The sequence below is a fragment of the Pengzhenrongella sp. genome (assembly GCF_036565025.1).
Classification (GTDB): Bacteria; Actinomycetota; Actinomycetes; order Actinomycetales; family Cellulomonadaceae; genus Pengzhenrongella.
This window is the reverse complement of record NZ_DATCNW010000423.1, coordinates 1-19221: the sequence shown is the minus strand read 5'-3', so window position 1 is coordinate 19221 and position 19221 is coordinate 1. Positions and strand designations below refer to the sequence as shown.

At 71.4% G+C, this 19221-nt stretch carries 20 protein-coding genes; 10 read left to right on the top strand and 10 right to left on the bottom strand.

The genetic code is table 11. The features are described from left to right. Window positions 1-399: 399 nt before the first annotated feature. Window positions 400-1074, bottom strand: a complete 675-nt coding sequence (locus tag VIM26_RS24375; protein WP_331955925.1) for a helix-turn-helix domain-containing protein — start codon at window positions 1072-1074, stop codon at window positions 400-402. Between the two features lie 60 nt (window positions 1075-1134). Between VIM26_RS24375 and VIM26_RS24370 the strand changes: the two genes are divergently transcribed. From VIM26_RS24370 to VIM26_RS24350, 5 genes are all read left to right on the top strand, one after another. After that, on the top strand, window positions 1135-1587 hold the full coding sequence (locus VIM26_RS24370) for a nuclear transport factor 2 family protein (RefSeq protein ID WP_331955924.1): 453 nt from the start codon (window positions 1135-1137) through the stop codon (window positions 1585-1587). Beyond that, a complete protein-coding gene (locus VIM26_RS24365) occupies window positions 1584-2477 on the top strand; it encodes an SDR family oxidoreductase (protein WP_331955923.1) in 894 nt (297 codons plus the stop codon). Before VIM26_RS24370 ends, VIM26_RS24365 begins: the two co-directional genes overlap by 4 nt. A 140-nt stretch (window positions 2478-2617) precedes the next feature. Further along, window positions 2618-3100, top strand: coding sequence for an SRPBCC family protein (locus VIM26_RS24360; protein WP_331955922.1), 483 nt, complete (start codon window positions 2618-2620; stop codon window positions 3098-3100). Then, window positions 3097-3414: a metalloregulator ArsR/SmtB family transcription factor gene (locus tag VIM26_RS24355; RefSeq protein ID WP_331955921.1), complete on the top strand. Its 318-nt coding sequence runs from the start codon at window positions 3097-3099 to the stop codon at window positions 3412-3414. Before VIM26_RS24360 ends, VIM26_RS24355 begins: the two co-directional genes overlap by 4 nt. A 231-nt stretch (window positions 3415-3645) precedes the next feature. Then, window positions 3646-5838: a sensor domain-containing protein gene (locus tag VIM26_RS24350; RefSeq protein ID WP_331955920.1), complete on the top strand. Its 2193-nt coding sequence runs from the start codon at window positions 3646-3648 to the stop codon at window positions 5836-5838. Window positions 5839-5882: 44 nt separating this feature from the next. Here VIM26_RS24350 and VIM26_RS24345 read toward each other — a convergent pair whose 3' ends face one another. From VIM26_RS24345 to VIM26_RS24315, 7 genes are all read right to left on the bottom strand, one after another. Next, window positions 5883-7016, bottom strand: a complete 1134-nt coding sequence (locus VIM26_RS24345) for a HAMP domain-containing sensor histidine kinase (protein WP_331955919.1) — start codon at window positions 7014-7016, stop codon at window positions 5883-5885. Next, window positions 7013-7750: a response regulator transcription factor gene (locus tag VIM26_RS24340; protein WP_331955918.1), complete on the bottom strand. Its 738-nt coding sequence runs from the start codon at window positions 7748-7750 to the stop codon at window positions 7013-7015. The genes VIM26_RS24345 and VIM26_RS24340 overlap by 4 nt, the downstream gene beginning before the upstream one ends. Continuing rightward, a complete protein-coding gene (locus tag VIM26_RS24335) occupies window positions 7747-9822 on the bottom strand; it encodes a copper-translocating P-type ATPase (protein WP_331955917.1) in 2076 nt (691 codons plus the stop codon). Before VIM26_RS24335 ends, VIM26_RS24340 begins: the two co-directional genes overlap by 4 nt. Before the next feature lie 68 nt (window positions 9823-9890). Continuing rightward, window positions 9891-11039, bottom strand: a complete 1149-nt coding sequence (locus tag VIM26_RS24330) for a HAMP domain-containing sensor histidine kinase (protein WP_331955916.1) — start codon at window positions 11037-11039, stop codon at window positions 9891-9893. Then, window positions 11036-11731 (bottom strand): response regulator transcription factor, encoded by a 696-nt coding sequence (locus VIM26_RS24325; RefSeq protein WP_331955927.1) that lies wholly within the window; start codon window positions 11729-11731, stop codon window positions 11036-11038. Before VIM26_RS24325 ends, VIM26_RS24330 begins: the two co-directional genes overlap by 4 nt. 45 nt (window positions 11732-11776) lie before the next feature. Continuing rightward, on the bottom strand, window positions 11777-12040 hold the full coding sequence (locus VIM26_RS24320; protein ID WP_331955915.1) for an SHOCT domain-containing protein: 264 nt from the start codon (window positions 12038-12040) through the stop codon (window positions 11777-11779). A 109-nt stretch (window positions 12041-12149) separates the two neighbouring features. Continuing rightward, window positions 12150-12713, bottom strand: a complete 564-nt coding sequence (locus tag VIM26_RS24315; RefSeq protein WP_331955914.1) for a DUF305 domain-containing protein — start codon at window positions 12711-12713, stop codon at window positions 12150-12152. Window positions 12714-12973: 260 nt separating this feature from the next. Between VIM26_RS24315 and VIM26_RS24310 the strand changes: the two genes are divergently transcribed. The 3 genes from VIM26_RS24310 to VIM26_RS24300 all read left to right on the top strand — a co-directional run bounded on the left by VIM26_RS24310 (window position 12974) and on the right by VIM26_RS24300 (window position 15543). Beyond that, window positions 12974-13351 carry a hypothetical protein gene (locus VIM26_RS24310; protein WP_331955913.1) on the top strand — a complete coding sequence of 126 codons (378 nt, stop codon included), beginning with the start codon at window positions 12974-12976 and terminating at the stop codon, window positions 13349-13351. Between the two features lie 29 nt (window positions 13352-13380). Then, window positions 13381-14820: a 4Fe-4S binding protein gene (locus VIM26_RS24305; RefSeq protein ID WP_331955912.1), complete on the top strand. Its 1440-nt coding sequence runs from the start codon at window positions 13381-13383 to the stop codon at window positions 14818-14820. Between the two features lie 78 nt (window positions 14821-14898). Next, the gene (locus tag VIM26_RS24300) at window positions 14899-15543 is read left to right on the top strand and encodes a DUF3105 domain-containing protein (protein ID WP_331955911.1); all 645 of its coding nucleotides are present in this window, start codon (window positions 14899-14901) and stop codon (window positions 15541-15543) included. A 7-nt stretch (window positions 15544-15550) separates the two neighbouring features. Here the strand turns inward: VIM26_RS24300 and VIM26_RS24295 are convergent, their stop codons facing one another. Then, a complete protein-coding gene (locus VIM26_RS24295) occupies window positions 15551-16642 on the bottom strand; it encodes a bifunctional diguanylate cyclase/phosphodiesterase (protein ID WP_331955926.1) in 1092 nt (363 codons plus the stop codon). Between the two features lie 107 nt (window positions 16643-16749). Between VIM26_RS24295 and VIM26_RS24290 the strand changes: the two genes are divergently transcribed. Continuing rightward, complete coding sequence (locus VIM26_RS24290; protein ID WP_331955910.1) at window positions 16750-17220, top strand: hypothetical protein; 471 nt, start codon at window positions 16750-16752, stop codon at window positions 17218-17220. Window positions 17221-17309: 89 nt separating this feature from the next. Then, entirely contained in the window at window positions 17310-17777 is a 468-nt protein-coding gene (locus tag VIM26_RS24285) for a hypothetical protein (protein ID WP_331955909.1), read from the top strand. On the opposite strand, the gene VIM26_RS24280 is transcribed toward VIM26_RS24285, so the two are convergent. Beyond that, on the bottom strand, window positions 17764-19002 hold the full coding sequence (locus VIM26_RS24280; protein WP_331955908.1) for an Nramp family divalent metal transporter: 1239 nt from the start codon (window positions 19000-19002) through the stop codon (window positions 17764-17766). The genes VIM26_RS24285 and VIM26_RS24280 overlap by 14 nt on opposite strands. Window positions 19003-19221 lie beyond the last annotated feature (219 nt).

Genomic DNA, 19221 nt, shown 5'->3' with positions numbered 1-19221 from the left:
AGGTCCCCCGAGGCCGCGTAGCCCACCGAGTCGGCCGAGCCGCCGAGAACCAACCGGGCCCGACCCGCCAAGCCCCAATGGTCGCAACTTAGGACCCCCTGCCAGTCGCCCCCGAGCGGGGATCCTCCTCTGGATCCCGCCCGCGTGGACCTTAAGTTACGTCCATTGGGTCCGGTCCCCGTGTGCAGCGAGGCTGTCTGGCTGGCTTGCGGCGTTCCGCGCGGACCACTACGGGAGACACGACGGCAAACCGGCCCCGGCGCCCGGCGAGAACCGCCCGCAGCACGAGCTCAGCGTTGCCGGTCCGGGCGAGGGTCCGTCGGAGGACGCCGGGCTGCCGCGCTCAGGCGGCGCGCCGTAACGGGCAACGGCGATCGGCACAATCTGGGACCGGCCGGCTCAATTCCCGGCCGCAGACGCAGGTGCCCCACCGTCCGGCGACAGCAGGGCGGCGGTCACGGCGTCGGCAATGAACGTTCCGTAGCGCGCCGCGTCCCAGGCGCGCCGGACGACGAGCAGCTCGTACAGTTCGGGCGAGCTGAACGTCCATAGCAGCTCGCCGGCCTGCTCGACGGTCAGGTCCGCGCGAAGGTGGCCCGCCGCGTCGAGCCTGCGGGCGTTGTCGGTCATGCGACCGAGCCGTCGGGCGTCCAGCTCGGCTTGCAGCTCCGCCATCCCCCGGTCGGTGGTCGCCGCATCCCGCAGCAGCAAGAGCAGTGGCGAGACCCGTGGGGCGACCTCCGCGGCGAGGATCCCCCACCTGCGGATGATCTCGCGGCCGTCGGCTTCGACCGCGTGCAGCGCGTCTGATCGGGCCTCCGCGGGCACCGGACCCTCGCCTTCGAGCGCCACCTCGCAGATCGCCCGGACCAGCCCGGCCTTGCCCCCGAAGGCCTTGTACACCGTCTCGACGGAGACGTCGGCCTCGGCCGCGACCGACGCGATGGTGGTTTTCGCGAATCCGTCTCGGAGGAAGAGCGCGTGCGCAGCCGCGACCACCGCTGCACGGGTCTCGCGCGCCTGCTGGTCCCGGCGGGAGGATGCGTACCGGCGGCGGGGCTTGACGGGCTGCATGTTTCGTTCCATGCTTTCGTATTGGTTACAGAGCACTGTATCAGAGAGGACGAGCTGGCCATGGCTGTTGATCCAGGGACCCCTGACGGACCGTTGGCGATGCTGGAGCGGCTCCGCCGAGCCACCAACGATCACGACCTGGAGGCCCTCGTCGCGTGCTTCGCGCCCGGCTACCGAAACGAGACGCCCGCGCATCCGGGCCGAGGCTTCACGGGGCGCGACCAGGTGCGCAAGAACTGGGAGCAGATCTTCCGGTTCGTCCCGGACCTGACGGCCGACGTGCTCGCCTACACGATCGACGCTGACACCATCTGGACCGAGTGGGAGCACCGCGGCACCCGCCCGGACGGCTCCGGGCACGTCATGCGAGGCGTGGTGATCTTCGGGGTGAGAGACGGGCTGGCCGAGTGGGCGAGGTTCTTCCTCGAGCCACTGGACGATGGCGGCGGAGATTCCGGCGGTGGCGTCGACGGCGCCATTCGTCGTCAGGTCGCACCGGGACTTCCCTCGTGATCCTCGTCGCCGGCGGTACCGGCCGACTGGGCGCCATGGTGGTGCGGCACCTCGTGGACCAGGGCTTGGCGGTGCGGGTGCTGACCCGTGACCCGGCACGGGCCGGGCGGCTCTTCGCCGACCGGGTCGACGTCTGCCACGGCGACGTCCGCGACCGGAGCAGCCTGCTACCCGCCCTGCGAGATGTTCAGGTCGTGCTCTGCGCCGTGCACGGCTTCGGCGGGTCGCAGGGCCAGTCGCCGGCCACCGTGGACCGCGACGGCAACGCCAACCTGGTCGACGTCGCGAAGCACGCGGGCGCCGACGTCGTGCTCATGTCTGTTGTCGGGGCCGCGCCCGACAGCCCTGTCGAGCTCTTTCGCATGAAGCACGCGGCCGAGCAGCACCTGCTGGCCAGCGGTGTGTCGGCAACCATCGTGCGGGCGACCGCCTATCTCGAGCTATGGATCGAGATCCTCACCGGGACGGTGGACCGCTCCGGGCGACCGCTGGTCTTCGGACGCGGGGAGAACCCGATCAATTTCGTCTCGGTCGTCGACGTCGCCGCGCTGGTCGAACGCGCCATCACCGACCACGCCCTGCGGGGCACCGCGCTCGAGATCGGCGGGCCCAAGAACCTCACGTTCAACCAGCTCGCCTCTGCGGTGGCGGCGGCGGCCGGGAGCACCCGACCGCCGAGGCATCTCCCGCCACCCGTGCTGCGCGTGCTGGCCGGCACCGCCGGACGAGTGCGGCCCGGACTCGGCGCGCAGCTGCGTGCGGCGCTCGACCTGGACAGCGCCGACCACACCTTCGACGCCGCGGGGCACCGGCAGTTGTACCCGGACCTGCCCGTGACCTCCCTCGAGGCCGCACTCGCAACCTCCCCGTGGGGCGTCGCTACCCGGTAAGGGGCGCCGCCAGTCGGAGCGGCGCTCGCACGCCAGACTCCTGTGCGGAAGCCATCCCGGCACTTGCAACTCAGGGGTTGCAGTTCTCCGATATTGGTGCAACCCTGTGGTTGCAGTATCCAACCGAGAGGGAGAGAATCATGACCATGACCACCAATCCGCCCAGCACCGTCGACAGCCGCGACCTGACCGTGACGCGGACCATCACCATCGCGGCACCGATCGAGAAGGTCTGGGCCGCGATCACCAAGGCCGAGCACATCGTGGGGTGGCTGGGGCAGTCCGCCATGCTCGACGACGTCGCCGTCGGCGCCCGTGGCGCCTTCTCGTTCGAGGGCTACGGCGACATCCCCGTGCGCATCGAGGAGCTCGACCCGCCCCGGACGATCGCCTACCGCTGGAGCAACGACGACGCGCGCGGATTCCACCCGGACGAGGTCGACGACGACCACTCGACGGTGTTCCGCTTCACCCTCGAGCCCCTTGCAGGCGGCACGCAGCTCACGGTCGTTGAATCGGGATTCGGCACAACAACTGACCCGACATTCAACATGGAGAGCCACCGCAAGGGCTGGGACACCGAGCTCGACGAGCTGGTCGACTACCTCGAGGGAGGGTCGTGAGCGCGAAGACTCTCGTTCCGGTGTTCGCCGCGCTCGGCGACGAGACGCGGTGGAGCATCCTGGCGACCCTCGGCGAGGGCGACGCCTCGGCGTCCGCTCTCGCCGGGCGGCTCCCGGTCACCCGCCAGGCCATCGCCAAGCACCTCGCAGTGCTGCAGGAGGTCGGCCTCGTCGAGTCCGTGCGGGTCGGCAGGGAGCTCCGCTACCGCGTCCTCGGTTCGCAGCTCAGCGAAACCGCGCGCAGCCTGGACCACATCGGCGCCGAGTGGGACCGCCGTCTGGCCGCGATCAAGCGGATCGCGGAGGGCCTGTAGGCGCGCGTGCCATTCCACGCTCTGCGGCGCGGTCCGGCGCCTATCTCCGGGACGGTGGCGGCCTCGTCCTCGTTCGGCACGAGTCCCGTCCGGGAGCGGCCGGCACGATAGCATCGAGGGCAGCAAGGCGCGTCCTCGGACGCCTTCATCTGGGGTGGCGTACCGCTGTTCTCGTCGTGGCCCAGGAGATCTCATGTCTTCGCAGACGCTCCCTCACACCGCCGAGTCGCTGTGAGCCCCAGAGCGCGGGCGACCGCTCGAGCACTCGCGGAGTCGGAGAGCCGCTTTGCGCGGGTCCAGCTCGAGCTGGCCGAGCGGGAGGCCCGGTACCGGGACGTGTTCGACAACGCCCTCGACAGCATGTTCCTGCTCGAGGTGTCCCCGGACGGGCAGCACTTCCGCAACCTCGAGATCAACCCGGCCCTGGCCCGGTCCAGCGGCATCCCGCGCGAGGCCATGCTCGGCAAGTACATCGAGGAGGTAGTTCCACCGGAGGTCGCCGAGGCGGTCAACCGCAAGTACCGCAACTGTGTGAACGCCGGCGTACCCATCGAGGAGGACGCGGAGCTGGAGCTGCCCGCCGGTCGACGCTGGTACCACTCCACCCTGATCCCCGCCCGTGACGAGACCGGCCGGGTCTACCGGATCGTCGGAATCACGCGCGACATCACCGAACGACACAACGCGGAGATGGCGCTGGCCGACAGCGAGGAACGGTTTCGGCTCGCCTTCGACGACTCCCTCGTCGGAATGGCGCTGCTCTCGGTGGACGGCGAGGACGGGCGCTTCCGGTACCTGCGCGTCAACAAGGCCATGTGCGACTTTCTCGGGCTGACGGCCGATCAGATCCTCGGCCGCCCGCAGGCTGACGTCCTGGCGCCGGAGGACGTCGACGACACAGTGGCGGCGCTGAACGGCCTGCTCTCCGACGCTTACACGAAATGCCACACCGAGCGGCGGTTCGTGCACGCGAGCGGGGAGACGCTCTGGGGGTTGCTCGGCGCCACCCTGGTCCGCGGTCCGCAGGGTGCTCCGCTCTACGTCCTCGCCCAGGTCGAGGACATCACGGCGCGCAAACGGGTCGAGGAGCAGCTGGTCTTCCGGGCCCTGCACGACGACCTCACCGGCCTCCCGAACCGTGCCCTGCTCATGGAACACCTCGGCAACGCCCTGGCTCGCTCGCGACGTAACGGGACTCACGTCGCCGTGCTCTTCCTCGACCTCGACGACTTCAAGTCGCTCAACGACAGCTTCGGGCACACCGCCGGCGACGCGTTCCTGATCAAGGTGGCCGCCCGGATCGGCGCCAACGTGCGGGACAGCGACATCGCGGCCCGGATCGGCGGCGACGAGTTCGTCGTGGTGTGCGAGAACCTGACGGAGCCCTCCGGCGCCACCGTCCTGGCCGAGAAGATCCAGCGGGCGCTCGCCGTGGAGATCCACCTGAACGGGCACAGGCTGACCGCCCCGGCCAGCATCGGCGTCGCCCTCAGCAATGAGAGCAGCACCCCCGAAAACCTTCTGCGCGACGCGGACGCCGCGATGTACGTCGCGAAGCACCGCGGCGGACAGCGCTGGGAACCGGCAGACTCCTCCCTGCACGCGGCGGCCATCCGGGTCCTCAGCGTCGAGGCCGAGCTGCGCCGGGCGATGGAGCAGCAGGAGCTGCGCGTGCACTACCAGCCCCTGGTCGACCTTCACACCGGCGCGATCATCGCGGTCGAGGCGCTGGTCCGCTGGCAGCACCCGCAGCGGGGCCTGCTGCTCCCCGACGGGTTCGTCGATGTGGCCGAGCAGCGCGGCCTGATCGGCGAGATCGGCCGATGGGTGCTGCGCACAGCCTGCGATCAGGCCGGGACGTGGCACCGGCAATACGGGGACCGCGCGCCGGCGATGTCCGTGAACGTGTCCTCCCGGCAGCTCGGCAACCAGGGCCTGCACCGCCAGGTCGACGCCGCGCTCGCCGCGTCGGCCCTGCCCGTCGAGAAGCTGATCCTCGAGCTGACGGAGAGCCAGCTGCTCAATGTCGGGACCTCGGCCACCACCGATCTGCGCACGCTGTCCGAGCGTGGGGTGAAGATCGCCGTCGACGACTTCGGGACCGGCTACGCCGGGTTCGAGTACCTTCGCCGCCTCCCGGTCGACGAGATCAAGATCGACAAGTCGTTCACCCAGACGCTGAACACCGACCGCACCGGCAGCGCCATCACCGCCGGCATCGTCGCGCTCGGTCTTGGGCTCGGGCTCACCGTCGTCGCGGAAGGCATCGAGACGGCCGAACAACAGCTCCTCCTGCGGGACATGGGATGTACCTGGGGCCAGGGCTGGCTGTGGCACCACGCTCTCCCGGCGGACGAGATCCACGCGCTGATCGCGCAGTCCGCACGCGACGCTGACGCCCACCGGTCGCCGACGGCTCCCTGACGTCGTGGCCTGGCGGTTGGCCGGCGGTGACGATTGAGGGGGCACTACCTCGCGCGGGGTTCGGGGGCGGTGGGGAGGGTGACCGTGAAGACCGCGCCGCGGCCCGGGCCGTCACTGTGGGCGGTGATCGTGCCGCCGTGGGCCTCGGTGATGGCTCGTGCGATCGACAGGCCGACCCCGGAGCCCCCGTGGGCACGGTCGCGGCCGGAGTCGACCCGGTAGAACCGGTCGAACACGTGCGGCAGGTGCTCGGCGGGGATGCCGTCGCCGTCGTCGGCCACCACGATCCGCGCCCCTGAGCCGGCGCGGTCGAGCAGCACCCGGACCGCTCCCCCGGTGGGCGTGTGGCGCAGGGCGTTGTCGAGCAGGTTGGTCAGGACCTGGGCGAGGCGGTCGGCGTCGGCGTCGACCCGGGCGGCCTGCGCGGTCGGCGAGACCCGGACGTCGAGGTGCACGCCGCGCGCGGCGTACCGCGCGGCGGCTTGGGCGGCCTGGCCGGTGACCACCTGCGCGACGCCGATCGGCTCGCGCCGCATCGTGAGCCGGCCCTCCTCGGCGGTGGTGACCAGCGCGATGTCCTCGCTCAGCCGGGCCAGGCGAGTGACCTGCTCGCCCAGCATGGCCAGGGTGGGCGCGTCCGCGTGCTCGACGCCGTCGGCGATCGCCTCGAGGTACGCGCCCAGGGTGGTGACCGGGGTGCGCATCTCGTGGGCGAGGTCGGCGAGCATCCGGGTGCGGGTGGTCTCGATCCGGCCCAGGTCGGTGGCCATGGTGTTGAAGGCGAGCGCGAGGTCGTCGAACTCGGCGCCGAGCCCGATCGCCGGGACCCGGGCCGTGTAGTCGCCGTCGGCCACGCGGCCGGCCGCCTCGGTCACGGGAGTCAGGGACCGGGTGATGCGTCGCGTGAGGACGACGCTCACCACCACGGACATGACCAGCGCCGCGGCGAGGGCGAGCGCGAGCGACAGCGCGGAGGCGGTGCGGAACGCCCGCTCGGCGTGCTCCACCGTGCTCGAGCTCGAGCCGGCCGTCTGGGTCATGTGGTGGTGGAAGATCGCCGGACCGACGCCGGCGACGACGAGCCACGCGGTCGCGCCACCGACCACCACCACCACCACGATCGCCGCCAGCAGCCGGGCGGCCAGGTCTCGGCGCGCAATGATCCGCGCCCCGCTCACGCCCCCGGGCCCATCCGGTAGCCGACGCCCCGGACGGTGCGGATGAACCGCGGCAGCGCCGGGTCGTCACCCAGCTTGCGACGCACGTGCCCGACGTGGACGTCGACCAGGTGCTCGTCGCCGACCCACGCGGGACCCCACACCGCCTCGATGAGCTGTCCTCGGGTGAACGCCATCCGAGGGCGGGCCGCGAGCGCCGCCAGGACGTCGAACTCCGTGCGGGTCAGCTCGACCAGGTCCGCGCCGAGCCGGACCTCACGCCCGGCGACGTCGATCGACAGCGAGCCGAACGCGGCCACCGGCGGCTCCGGCTCCTCCTGGGTCCGCGGAGCGCGCGGTCGGCGCAGCATGGCCCGCACGCGCGCGACCAGCTCGCGGGGGCTGAACGGCTTGGTGAGGTAGTCGTCCGCGCCGACGGACAGGCCCACGAGCTTGTCGAGCTCCTCCACCCGGGCGGTGAGCATCACGATGTAGCAGTCGGAGAACGTGCGCACCGCGCGGCACACCTCGATGCCGTCCGTCCCGGGCAGGCCGAGGTCGAGCACGATGACGGCCGGGTCCCACCCCCGGGCGGCGTCGATCGCCTCCCGGCCGTCCGACGCGGTGCGCACCTCGAACCCGTCCCGTTCCAGGTACGCCGAGACCAGCCGGACCAGCGGCTCCTCGTCGTCCACCACCAGCACCCGGGGTCGCCCGGTCACCGCTGGGTCGGGCGCCTGCTCGGGGGGTCTCATCCCCCCATCCTGGGGCCCGACGACGGCAGCCTCAGCCGCTTGAGCAGCAGCGCGTTGACCGCGACGAGCAAGCTCGACCCCGACATCGACAGGGCGGCGATCTCCGGGCGCAGCACGAGCCCGAACGCGGGAGCGAACACGCCCGCCGCGATCGGCAGCGCGATCGCGTTGTACCCGATCGCCCAGCCCAGGTTCTGGCGCATCGTGCGCAGCGTCCCGGCCCCGATGCGGAGCGCGACGGCGACGTCCAGCGGGTCCGAGCGCAGCAGCACGACGTCGGCGGTCTCGATCGCCACATCGGTGCCGGCCCCGATTGCGATGCCGAGGTCGGCGGTGGCCAGCGCGGGCGCGTCGTTCACGCCGTCGCCCACCATCGCGACCCGCCTACCCGACCGCTGGATCGCGGCGATCCGGTCCGCCTTCTGGCCGGGGAGCACCTCCGCGATGACGGTGTCGATGCCGAGCTGGTCGGCGATCCGCCGCGCTGTCGCCACGTTGTCACCGGTGAGCATGACCACCTCTGTCCCCGACTCGTGCAGCGCCGCCACCGCAGCGGCCGCGGACTCCCGGGCCGCGTCCGCGAGCGCGATCACCCCGACCGCGCGCCCATCCACGGCCACCAGGACCGCCGTCCGGCCCCGCTCGGCGAGCTCCTCGCGGCGGATCGCGAGGGGCCCGGCCTCGACCCCCTCGGCGGCCAGGAGCTGCTGGCTGCCCACCAGCACGCGACGGCCCTGAACATGCGCTCCCGCACCCTGACCGGGCACGTTGCGGAAGCCCGTGGCCGCGAGCGCCGCCAGCCCGCGCTCGGCGGCCAGCGCGGTGATCGCCCGAGCCAGCGGATGCTCGGACTCGCGCTCGACGGCGGCCGCGAGCCTCAGCAGCTCCTCCTGCGAGATCCCGTCGACGATCACGTCGGTGACCTCCGGCTCGCCCTTGGTCAGCGTGCCGGTCTTGTCCAGCACCACGACGTCGATCCGGGCCGCGGTCTCCAGCGCGGTGGCGTTCTTGAACAGCACCCCTCGGGTCGCGCCGAGGCCGGTGCCCACCATGATCGCCGTCGGGGTGGCGAGGCCGAGCGCGTCGGGGCAGGTGATGACCACCACCGTGATCGCGAACAGCAGGGCGGTCGCCGCACTCGCGCCGGACGCCAGCCAGGCCACGAACGTCGCGCTGCCACCAACCAGCGCAACCAGGACCAGCCAGAAGGCGGCACGGTCGGCGAGCCGCTGGCCGGGCGCCTTGGAGCGCTGCGCCGCCTGGACCAGGGCGACGATCTGCGCGAGTGCGGTGTCCGCGCCGACCTTCGACGCCCGCACGCGCAGCGTGCCCGTGGTGTTGATCGAGGCACCGATCACCTCTGCCCCCGGGGCCTTGGCCACCGGCAGGCTCTCCCCGGTGACCATCGACTCGTCGACCTCCGAGATGCCCTCCTCGACCACCCCGTCGACGGGCACCCGCGCCCCCGGACGCACGAGCACCAGGTCACCGACCTGCACCTGTGCGGTGCTCAGCTCCACGGGCTCGCCGTCGCGCAGCACCACCGCCGTCGCCGGGGCGAGCTCGAGCAGCGTGCGGACCGCGTCGTTCGCCCCGCCCCGGGCCCGCATCTCGAACCAGTGGCCCAGCAGCACGAAGGCCGTCAGCACCGTGGCCGCCTCGTAGAAGACGTCACCGCCGCCGGTGAGCGTGATCGCGACGCTGTACGACCAGCCCGCACCCACCCCGACGGCGACCAGGACCATCATGTCCAGCGTCCTGGCACGCAGCGCCCGGACGGCGCCCGCGAAGAAGATCCACGCCGAGTACCAGACCACCGGGATGGAGAGCAGGAGCGCGAACACGTCGTCGCGGAGCCCGAACGGCGCGGGGACCGTGAAGCCCGCGACCTCCCGGCCGATCGGCGACCAGAGCACGATCGGGACCGACAGCGCGGCGGCGAGCAGGAAGCGGTTGCGCAGGTCGCGGGTCATGCCCGCCATCGACATGTCGTCGTGGCCACCGCCGGGCTGCATGTCGTGGTCCATGTCGTGGCCGGCACCGACCCGCCGGACCGCGGTCTGATCTGCCATGTTCCTACGCCCTTCGAAATGGATACCCCTACCAGGTATTCGTTATACCCCTGAGGGGTATGCAATGGCTAGCTGGACGACCGGACGCCCGCAGCCACCGGCGGGAGCCGGAGCCGGAAGGTCGCGCCGGTGCCGGGTCCGGCGCTCGTCGCCTCGAGCGTTCCGCCGTGCGCCTGCGCGATCGCGCGCGCGATCGTCAGGCCGATCCCGCTCCCGGCGGACGTCCGGGTGCGGGAGGGATCGGCCCGGTAGAACCGCTCGAAGATCCGCTCGGCGTCGGATGGGTCGAAGCCGTCCCCGGTGTCGATCACGTCCCACACCGCGTCGCCGTGATCTGCGCGGAGCACGACCCGCACCTGCCCACCCGCGGAGGAATGCCGCAGCGCGTTGTCGAGCAGGTTCGCCAGCACCTCCCCGAGCCGCTGGGCGTCGACCCGGACGGCAGGCACGTCGTCCGCGACGTCGACGTCGAGCCGGATCTGCGCGGCGGCGAACCGCGCGTGCGCTGCGCCCACGGCTTCCCGCGCGGCCAGGACCGGGTCCAGGAGTTCGGGGTGCAAGTCGAGGTGGCGCTCCTCGGCCCGCGAGACGGCGGCCATGTCCTCGACCAGGCGCTGCAGGCGCGCGGTCTGGTCCGCCAGCGTCGTCAACGTCTCGCCATCGGCGGCCAGCACCCCGTCGACGACGGCTTCGACGGTGGCCTCGAGCGAGGCCAGCGGAGTGCGCAACTCATGTGCGAGATCACCGATCAGACGCGTCCGGGTGGTCTCGGTGTCGGCCAACCGGTCCGCCATCGCGTTGAAGGCGTCGGCGAGCTGGGCGAACTCCGGTCCGATCGCGGGCACCTCGACCCGGGCGCGGAGGTTTCCCCGGGCGATCCGGTCCGCGGCCGCTGCGACCGCAGCCACTGATCGCCCGAGGCGCCGCGCGGCGATCCACGCAACCGCCAACGCGGTCAGCAGCGACACGGGGACCGCGACCCCGAGGGAGACGAGGACGGCGTTCGCGAACGCCTCGTTGACGTGCCCCTGGAGTGTGGGCTCGATACCCGCTCCGGGCACCATGCGCAGGTGAGCCTGGAAGATCTCCGGAGCGACGAGCAGAGCGACGACCAGCAACGTGACCCCGCCGGCGAGCACCACCAGGGCGAGCGAGGCGGCGAGGCGCCAGGCGAACCCGAGCGGAGCGCGCCGTCGGCGCAGGGCGGCCGCACTCATCCCGGACCGATGCGGTACCCGACCCCGCGCACGGTGCGGACATAGCGAGGTGCGCCGACGTCGTCATCGAGCTTGCGACGCACGTGGCCGAGGTGGATGTCCACCAGACGGTGGTCGCCGAACCAGCCGGGTCCCCAGACTCGCTCGATGAGCTGCGCCCGGGTGAACGCGGAGTGCGGGCGTGACGCGAGGGCGTCGAGCAGGGCGAACTCGATCGGCGTCAGGGCGATCGGCCGGTCCCCCAGCCGGGCCTCGCGCGCCTCGTGATCGACGCTGAGCTCGCCGAACCGGCGCACGGGCGTGGTCTGCGGCTCCGCGGAGTCCGGGCCGGTACGGGGCCGACGCAGCAGGCTCCGGATCCGCGCCACGAGGACCCGTGACGAGAACGGCTTGGTGAGGTAGTCGTCCGCGCCGACGGACAGCCCGACCAGGGTGTCAATCTCCTCGGCGCGCGCGGTCAGCATGATCACGTAGGCGTCGCTGAAGGTGCGCAGCCGTCGGCAGACCTCGATGCCGTCGATCCCGGGCATCATCACGTCGAGGACGACGACATCGGGCGGGCTCTCGCGGGCGATCCGCAGCGCCTGCGGCCCGTCGGACGCGGTCAGGACCTCGAAGCCGTCCTGTTCCAGGTACGCCGCGACGACCCGGACGAGCGCGGGCTCGTCGTCGACGACCAGGGCGCGGACCATGCTCAACCGACCTCCCCCCGCACGGTCAATCCCTTCCCCGCCGGCTCATCGTGCGCCGCCACGCGCCGCGATCAGGGCGGCGCGGTGGACCTGATAGGTCTCCAGGTCGATCTCGCCGCGGGCCAGCCTGCGGTCGAGGATCTCGAGCGGTGAATCCTGCGCACCCTGCGTCGGGGTCGAACCACCCCGGGACGTGGACGGGAGCAGCCGGACCACCAGCCAGATGATCAGCGCGATCAGCGCGATCCAGAACAGGCCCATCAGGACCCACCCGCCCGCACCCATACCGCCGCCGTACCAACCCATCATGTCCGTCACCCTTTCGCTGCGGGATCTTCCGTATGACCCAAGACTCGCGCTCCGAGGCGACGTCTGCGACGAGGAACGACGAAGATCCGACGAAGTTCTTGCCCGATCGCTAGAGGTCCGCCAGCATCCCCGTCATCTCGGCGATCTCGGACGTCTGGGCGTCGATGATCACCCGGGCGAGCTTGCGGGCCTGCGGGTTCTTTCCCCCCGTGAGCTCGGCCTTGGCCATGTCGAGCGCGCCACGGTGGTGGTCGATCATCAGCTCGAGGAACCGCCGGTCGAAGCTGGGGCCCGCAGTGGTGCCGAGCTCGGACATCGCGCCGTCGGGCTTCGAGTCGCCCATCTGCATCCCGGCCATGTCGCCGGCGCCCGCTTTGCTGCCCTCGCCCCAGGCCTTGAGCCAGGAGGTGAGCTCCTTGATCTGCGGGCCCTGGGCGGCACTGATTCGTCTGCCGAGGTCCTTGACCGGCTCGGTGGTGGCGCTCTTGACCGCAAGATCCGCCATCGCAATCGCGCCCTCATGGTGCGGAATCATCATCTGGGCGAACTCGACGTCGGCGTCGTTGTGGTTCGGGCCGGTGGCCGACGGAGTGTCCTGGCCACCGCACGCGGCGAGCACCACGACCAGGGCGAGCGAGGCGCCGACGGCTGCGATGCGGGTCTTGACGTTCATCGGTGGTGGTTCTCCAAGCGCAGGGGGGACATCGGGACGGGGGCGGCCACCGCGCGCACGTCGCTGAGATCGGGTGACCGGTGCTCACGAAGGTGCGCGCCGCACGGTGGCCGCGGTGGAAGTCTGCCGTCGGGGGATCAAGAAACGACGGCCGAACCATGAAGAACCGCTGAAGATCCAGGTCAGCGACGGTCTATCCCGGCTCGACGACGGCGGCGGCTCCTACGGTCGAGCCAGCGTCCCCGTCCTGAGGAGTCCCGATGCGCCACCTGTCCCGCGCCGTGCCGATCGTCGGCCTCGCCCTGGTCCTCGCTGGGGGGCTCGGCGGCGGCGGCGCCTGGGCAGCGACCCCGACGACGGCGGTCGGTCCCACCGCCGCGGCGCGGGCCTCCTCCCCCGATGGAGACGACCCGATGCCGGGGATGGACATGCCGGCCAGCAAGATGCCGGCGACCGACCTACCGCAGCCGGCGGACGCGCACGCCGAAGCCGTTCCCCGGCCGCGCGCCGCCCTGCTCGGCACCTTCGCCGCGGTCAACGCCGCCGTCCTGCTCGCCGCGGCGCTGCTGCGCCGTCGTACGAGGGCCGAGGACGTCCGCCGTCGTGCGCGGCGCGGCGCGGCTCCGAGCCCTGCCTGACACCGCACCCACCGACCCGCGAGGACCCCATGCCCGTACCCACCCTGGCCAACCCACGCGACCGCGTGCCGGACGACGCAGCGCCGGACCCGGATGACACACCCGACCCGACCCCGATGGCGCCCGGCCGCAACCTGCTGGCCCTGCCGATCGTGCGCACGGCGCTGCGCAGCCGCTGGTACCCGGGCATCGCGCAGGTCCCGGTCGCCGCCGTGTTCGGGCTCGTCGCCTACGAGCTGCTGCTCGGCCCGGACGCCGCGCACGACAACCCGGGCACCGCACTGATGTGGGTGCTGTGGTGGCCGCTGATCCCGATCGTGTTCGTCTTCCTCGGCCGGTTCTGGTGCGCGGTGTGCCCGTTCGGCGCGCTGTCGGACCTCGTGCAGCGCGCCGTCGGCGCCAAGCGGCCGGTGCCCGTGTTCCTGAAGAAGTACGGCATCTGGATCATCGACGCGTCCTTCCTCGCCATCACCTGGAGCGACCACGTGTGGGGCGTCGTCGAGTCCCCCTGGGGCTCGGGGGTGCTGCTGCTCATCCTGACCACGCTCGTCATCGGATCGGGCGCGTTCTTCCAGCGACGGACGTTCTGCCGGTACGTGTGCTTCCTGGGCGGGATGGCCGGCAACTACGCCCGGGTCGGCATGCTCGAGCTACGCGCCGACAGCGCGATCTGCACGACCTGCAAGGCCCGCGCCGTTTGCTACAACGGCAACGACAAGGTCGCCGGCTGCCCCCTGTTCAGCTTCCCGCGCACGATGGACGACAGCGCGCACTGCAACCTGTGCGCCAACTGCATCAAGTCGTGCCCGAACGACGCCATCGAGCTCCGGGTCCGCAAGCCCGCGAGCGAGCTGTGGTTCATCGGCAAGCCCCAGCTCGAGCAGTCGTTCCTCGCGATGGCCATCATGGGCATCGTCCTGATCCAGAACATCACGATGCTGACCGTCTGGAACGACATCCTCGGCGCGATCGAGCGGACCACCGGCGTGACCAGCTACCCGGTCATCTTCACCGTCGCGTTCATCGTCGCCGTCGGGCTCCCGGTCGGGCTGCTCGCGCTCGCGTCCCGGTTCGCGGCCGCCCGCAACCTCGAGAGCCTCGTCACCAACTTCGCCCGCTTCGGCTACGCGCTGATCCCGCTGGACGTCGCCGGTCACATCGCGCACAACCTGTTCCACCTCCTGGCCGAGGGCAAGTCGGTGTTCTTCACGATCGCCAGCATGTTCGGGAACGCCATCCCCGGCGGCTCCATGGCCCTGGTCGGCAACGGCACGATCCACGTGCTCCAGTTCGCGCTGCTCGCCCTGGGTGTCGCCGGGTCCCTGTACACCGCGCGGCGCATCACGTACCGCCGCTACGCCACCGCGGCCCGACGACGCCGCACGCTGGCGCCCTACGTGACGATCATCTCCGGCCTCGGCGCGCTCAACGTGTACCTCTTCATGCTGCCCATGGCCATGCGGATGTGAACCGCTACCGGAACCAGCGCCGGCCGATCCCCTATACCGTCATCGGGCACCACCCGCCGTCTACAGGAGCCGATCCCCGTGAGCAACAGCCGCAACACCGAGCTGGCCGAGCGCCAGGCCCGCCTCGCTCGGGTCAAGGCCGACCAGAGGCGCTCGGAGCGCAAACGCACCTGGCTCATCGCCTCGGTCGTGGGTGTTATCGTGCTCGGCCTGGCCGGCACCACGGTCGCCATCGTGCGCAATGAGGGGGCAAAGAACACCGCGATCGCCTCGGACGCCAAGGGACCGATCAAGGGCGTCAAGACCTTCACGGGACTCGAGCGCAACCACGTCAAGGGCACCGTGCACTACGCCCAGAACCCGCCGACCGGCGGCAATCACGACGCTATTCCACAGAACTGCGGTTTCTACTCCGCCCCGATTCGCGACGAGAACGGCGTGCACTCCCTGGAGCACGGCGCGGTCTGGATCGCCCACGCCCCCAACCTCCCCGCCGACCAGCTCGATACGCTCCGCGCGTTCGCGAGCAAGAGCGACCACGTGCTCGTCAGCCCTCGGGACACCCTCCCCGCGCCGGTCGTGGCGAGTGCGTGGGGCGTTCAGCTCCAGCTCGACTCGGCCGACGACACGCGCCTGGCGGCATTCCTGCACACCTACGTGAACGGACCGACCACCCCGGAGCCCGGGGCCCCCTGCTCGGGCGGGGTCGGGACCCCGGGGTAGCCGACGCTCAATGGGACGGGCCGTGCTGCGCGGGCACCCCGGCCAGGCCGAGGAGAAGGCGAACGGCGTCGGACGTCATCGGCCGCGCCAGGTGGTACCCCTGCGCGGAGTTGATCCCGAGCCGCCGCACGAGCTCGAGGCCGGCTGAGTTCTCGATGCCCTCGGCGACGATGTTCAGGCCTTCACGGCGGCCGATGTCGACCGTCGCGGCCAACAGCTGCTGACTGCTCTCGCCGGGGTCGTTGACCAGCGCGCGGTCGATCTTGACGCCGTCGAGCGGGAGCGCGTGCAGCGCCTTGAAGGACGAGTAGCCGGTGCCGAAGTCGTCGAGCTCGATGCGGACCCCGATCGAGCGCAGGGAGCGCAGCACCTCGGTCGCCGCCTCGAGGTCCCTGATCACCGCGGTCTCGGTGATCTCCAGCACGAGCGCGTCGCCGCCGAGCCCGCGCTCGTCGAGCAGGGCGGAGACCTCGGCGGGCAACGATCGCTCGCCGGCCAGCTGGGCGGAGAGGTTCACCCGGACCGGGACGCCGATCCCCGCGGTGCGCCACGCCCGGACCTCGTCCAGGGCCTTGCACAGCGTGAGCCGCGTGAGCTGGCGGATGAGACCGGTCTGCTCGGCGAGCGGGATGAACTCCGACGGCGGGACGTCCCCGTCGTCCTGCCGGTGCCATCGCGCGAGCGCCTCGACGCCGACGATGTCCCCGGACTCGAGCGAGAACTCGGGCTGGAACGCGAGCTCGAGCCGGTCGCTCTCGATGACGAGCAGCAGCTCCGCGGCCAGCCCGGAGGCCCGGGCGACCCCAGCGATGTCGATCGGCCGGATGAGGGCCTCGCGGAGGCGGTGCGCCACGGCCGCGACGTCGTCGGCCTCCCGCAGCTCTCGCAGCACGACGGCGAACTCGTCCCCACCGAGCCGGGCCGCCGTGTCGTACTCGAAGGTGTTCGCGTGCAGGCGCCGACCGATCTTCTGGAGCACCAGGTCGCCCTTGTCGTGCCCGAGGGTGTCGTTGACCTGCTTGAACCCGTCCAGGTCGATCATCAGCACCGCGACCCGCGGGGCGCACGGCTCGGCCGCCGCGGCCACGGCCTCGTGCAGGGACTCCTCGAGGGGCCTTGCGGTTGGACAAGCCGGTCAGGTGGTCGAGCAGCGCCACCCGGCGCAGGGCGCCCTGCTGGCTGCGTACCACGACGAGGAAGAACGCGATGAGGCCGACGCCGATCGCGACCGCAGCGACGCCGACCCATGAGGGGATCAAGCTGGCTCGGGCGGTCGACCACTCCACGATCACCCAGTCGTTCGCGTTGGCCCTCGTGTGGGTCACCGAGCTGCGCGCAAGCCGCTGGCCCGCGGCATTGACCGCCGGAGCCGCGCCCGCGCCCGCGCCCGCGCCCGCGCCCGACAGCAGCGCTGCCCTGGACCCGAAGATGGGGAACGAGTCCTCCGGATCGGTCGCCGGCAACCTGACGCCGTCCTCGAGGGCGACGCGCCCGGTCGCCTGGTCGACCACCGCGACGTGGCGACTGGTCGTGCTGGTGGTGAGGTACTGCCGGAAGCTCTCCAGGTCGACCTCGAAGTGGACGATCAGCCGGCTGCCGTTCGCCTGGCGGATCCAGGTGGAGTTCGAGATGACCCGGCGTCTGGTGTCCTGCGAGACATACGGCGTCGCCTGGTAGACCTGCCCAGGACCCAGCGCGAGGGTCGGCGCGAAGAAGGGGTTCGTCGCCTCGTTCGTCGCCAGCTCAGCGACCGGAGCCGCAATGCCATGCGTGACCCGGCCAACCTCCACGCCGCGGTCATTGCTCAGGCAGGCCTCGCCGATGGCGCCCGGGTACAGGTCCTGCAGGTACGTCAGCCCCCGGTTGGCTTCGGCGTTGTCGATCACCTGGCCGGCCGGCGGGGCAAGGTCGGGTTTCTGTGCCAGCAGCAGATCGAGACTGCGCGCGCGTTCGAAGTAGGAGGTGAAGGCCAGCGCCACCTGGTCGGCGTCGTGCTGGGAGGTCCGGTCCTGCTGATTCTCCTGAGCGCTCGCCTAAGCAGCGGCGAGCAACCCGGCGGAGAGCAGCACGACGCCGACGAGCAGGGCGACGAACGGGCTCCGACGCATGACCACCTCTCCGCTCGCGGCACTCGTTGGACCTTCGACAGGTCCGTCCGACGCCTTGAGCGGTCGAGGAGCGATAGACGGGGTGAAGACCGCCGGCGCGCCCGTCTTTGCCCTAAATGCCGGTGACGGTGAGGCCGATCAGGGCGAGGTTGAGCAGCGCGACGATCACCACGATGGCGGTCATCGCCCACCGCATGATCGGGCGGTTCACGTTCGCCCCCATCAGGGCGCGGTCGCTCGTCAGGCGCAGCAGCGGGACGAGCGCGAACGGGATGCCGAAGCTCAGCACGACCTGGCTGATGACCAGCGCCCACGTCGGATCGACGCCGAAGCCGAGCAGCGCCAGAGCCGGGATGATCGTGATCACCCGGCGGGTCAGCAGCGGGATCCGGCGGTGGATCAGGCCCTGCATGATCGTCGCGCCCGCGTAGCAGCCGACCGACGTGGACGCGAGCCCGGACGCGAGGAGCCCGATCGCGAAGACCAGCCCGACGCCGGCGCCGAGCGCCGCGACCACCGCGGCGTGCGCACCCTCGATGGTGTCGGTCCCGGGAACGCCACGCAGGCTCGACGCCGCGAGCAGCAACATCGCGATGTTCACGACGCCGGCCACCCCGAGCGCCGTGACGACATCCCAGCGGGTGGCGCGCAGCAGGTGGACGTGTCCGTCGGGCTCGCGGGCCCCGCTGTGCCGATCCCGCGCGAGCGCGGAGTGCACGTAGATCGCGTGCGGCATCACGGTCGCTCCGAGCATGCTCGTGGCGAGCAGCAGGCTGTCCGTGCCGGCGAACCGCGGCACCAGGCCGGACATCACCGCCCCGGCGTCTGGCGGGTTGACCACGACACCCGTGACGAACCCGATCGCGATGATGACGAGCAGGGCGATGATCACTGCCTCGAACGGCCGCTGCCCGTACCGGCTCTGCACCACCAGCATCCCCATCGAGACGGTCCCGACGATGACGCCCCCGAGGAGCAGCGGGGTGCCGAACAGCAGGTAGAGGGCGATCGCCCCGCCGATGACCTCGGCCAGGTCGGTCGCCGCCGCCACGACCTCGGCCTGCGCCCAGTACGCGATCCGCGCCGGCTTGCGCAGCCGCTCACCGACGAGCTCCGGAAGGGTTCGACCGGTCACCAGGCCGAGCTTCGCCGACTGGTACTGCACCAGGACCGCCATCAGGTTCGCCATCACCAGCACCCACACCAGCAGGAAGCCGTAGCGCGCACCCGCGGTGAGGTTCGCCGCGACGTTGCCGGGGTCAACGTAGGCGATCGCAGCGACGAAGGCCGGCCCGAGCAGGGGAAAGACCCGGCGCTTGCGTGCGGTCGCGGTGAGGACTCCCGAGGTCACGTACAGCTCCCTCCTCGCGGCAAGACTTCGGTTGCCCGAACTTTCTTGTTAGTCAGTACAGCACACCGGCCCCGCCTGGGCGGGCTCAGTGCAGCGCTCTGTGCAGCCGGAGTGCAGTGAATGAGGGGTTTTGATGCACTTTCGCTGCACTGAGCCATGCACAGAGGCCGAGCAGGCAGACTGGCCGGTCGGCAGGTCAGCCTGCGGCGGGCCGGCGGG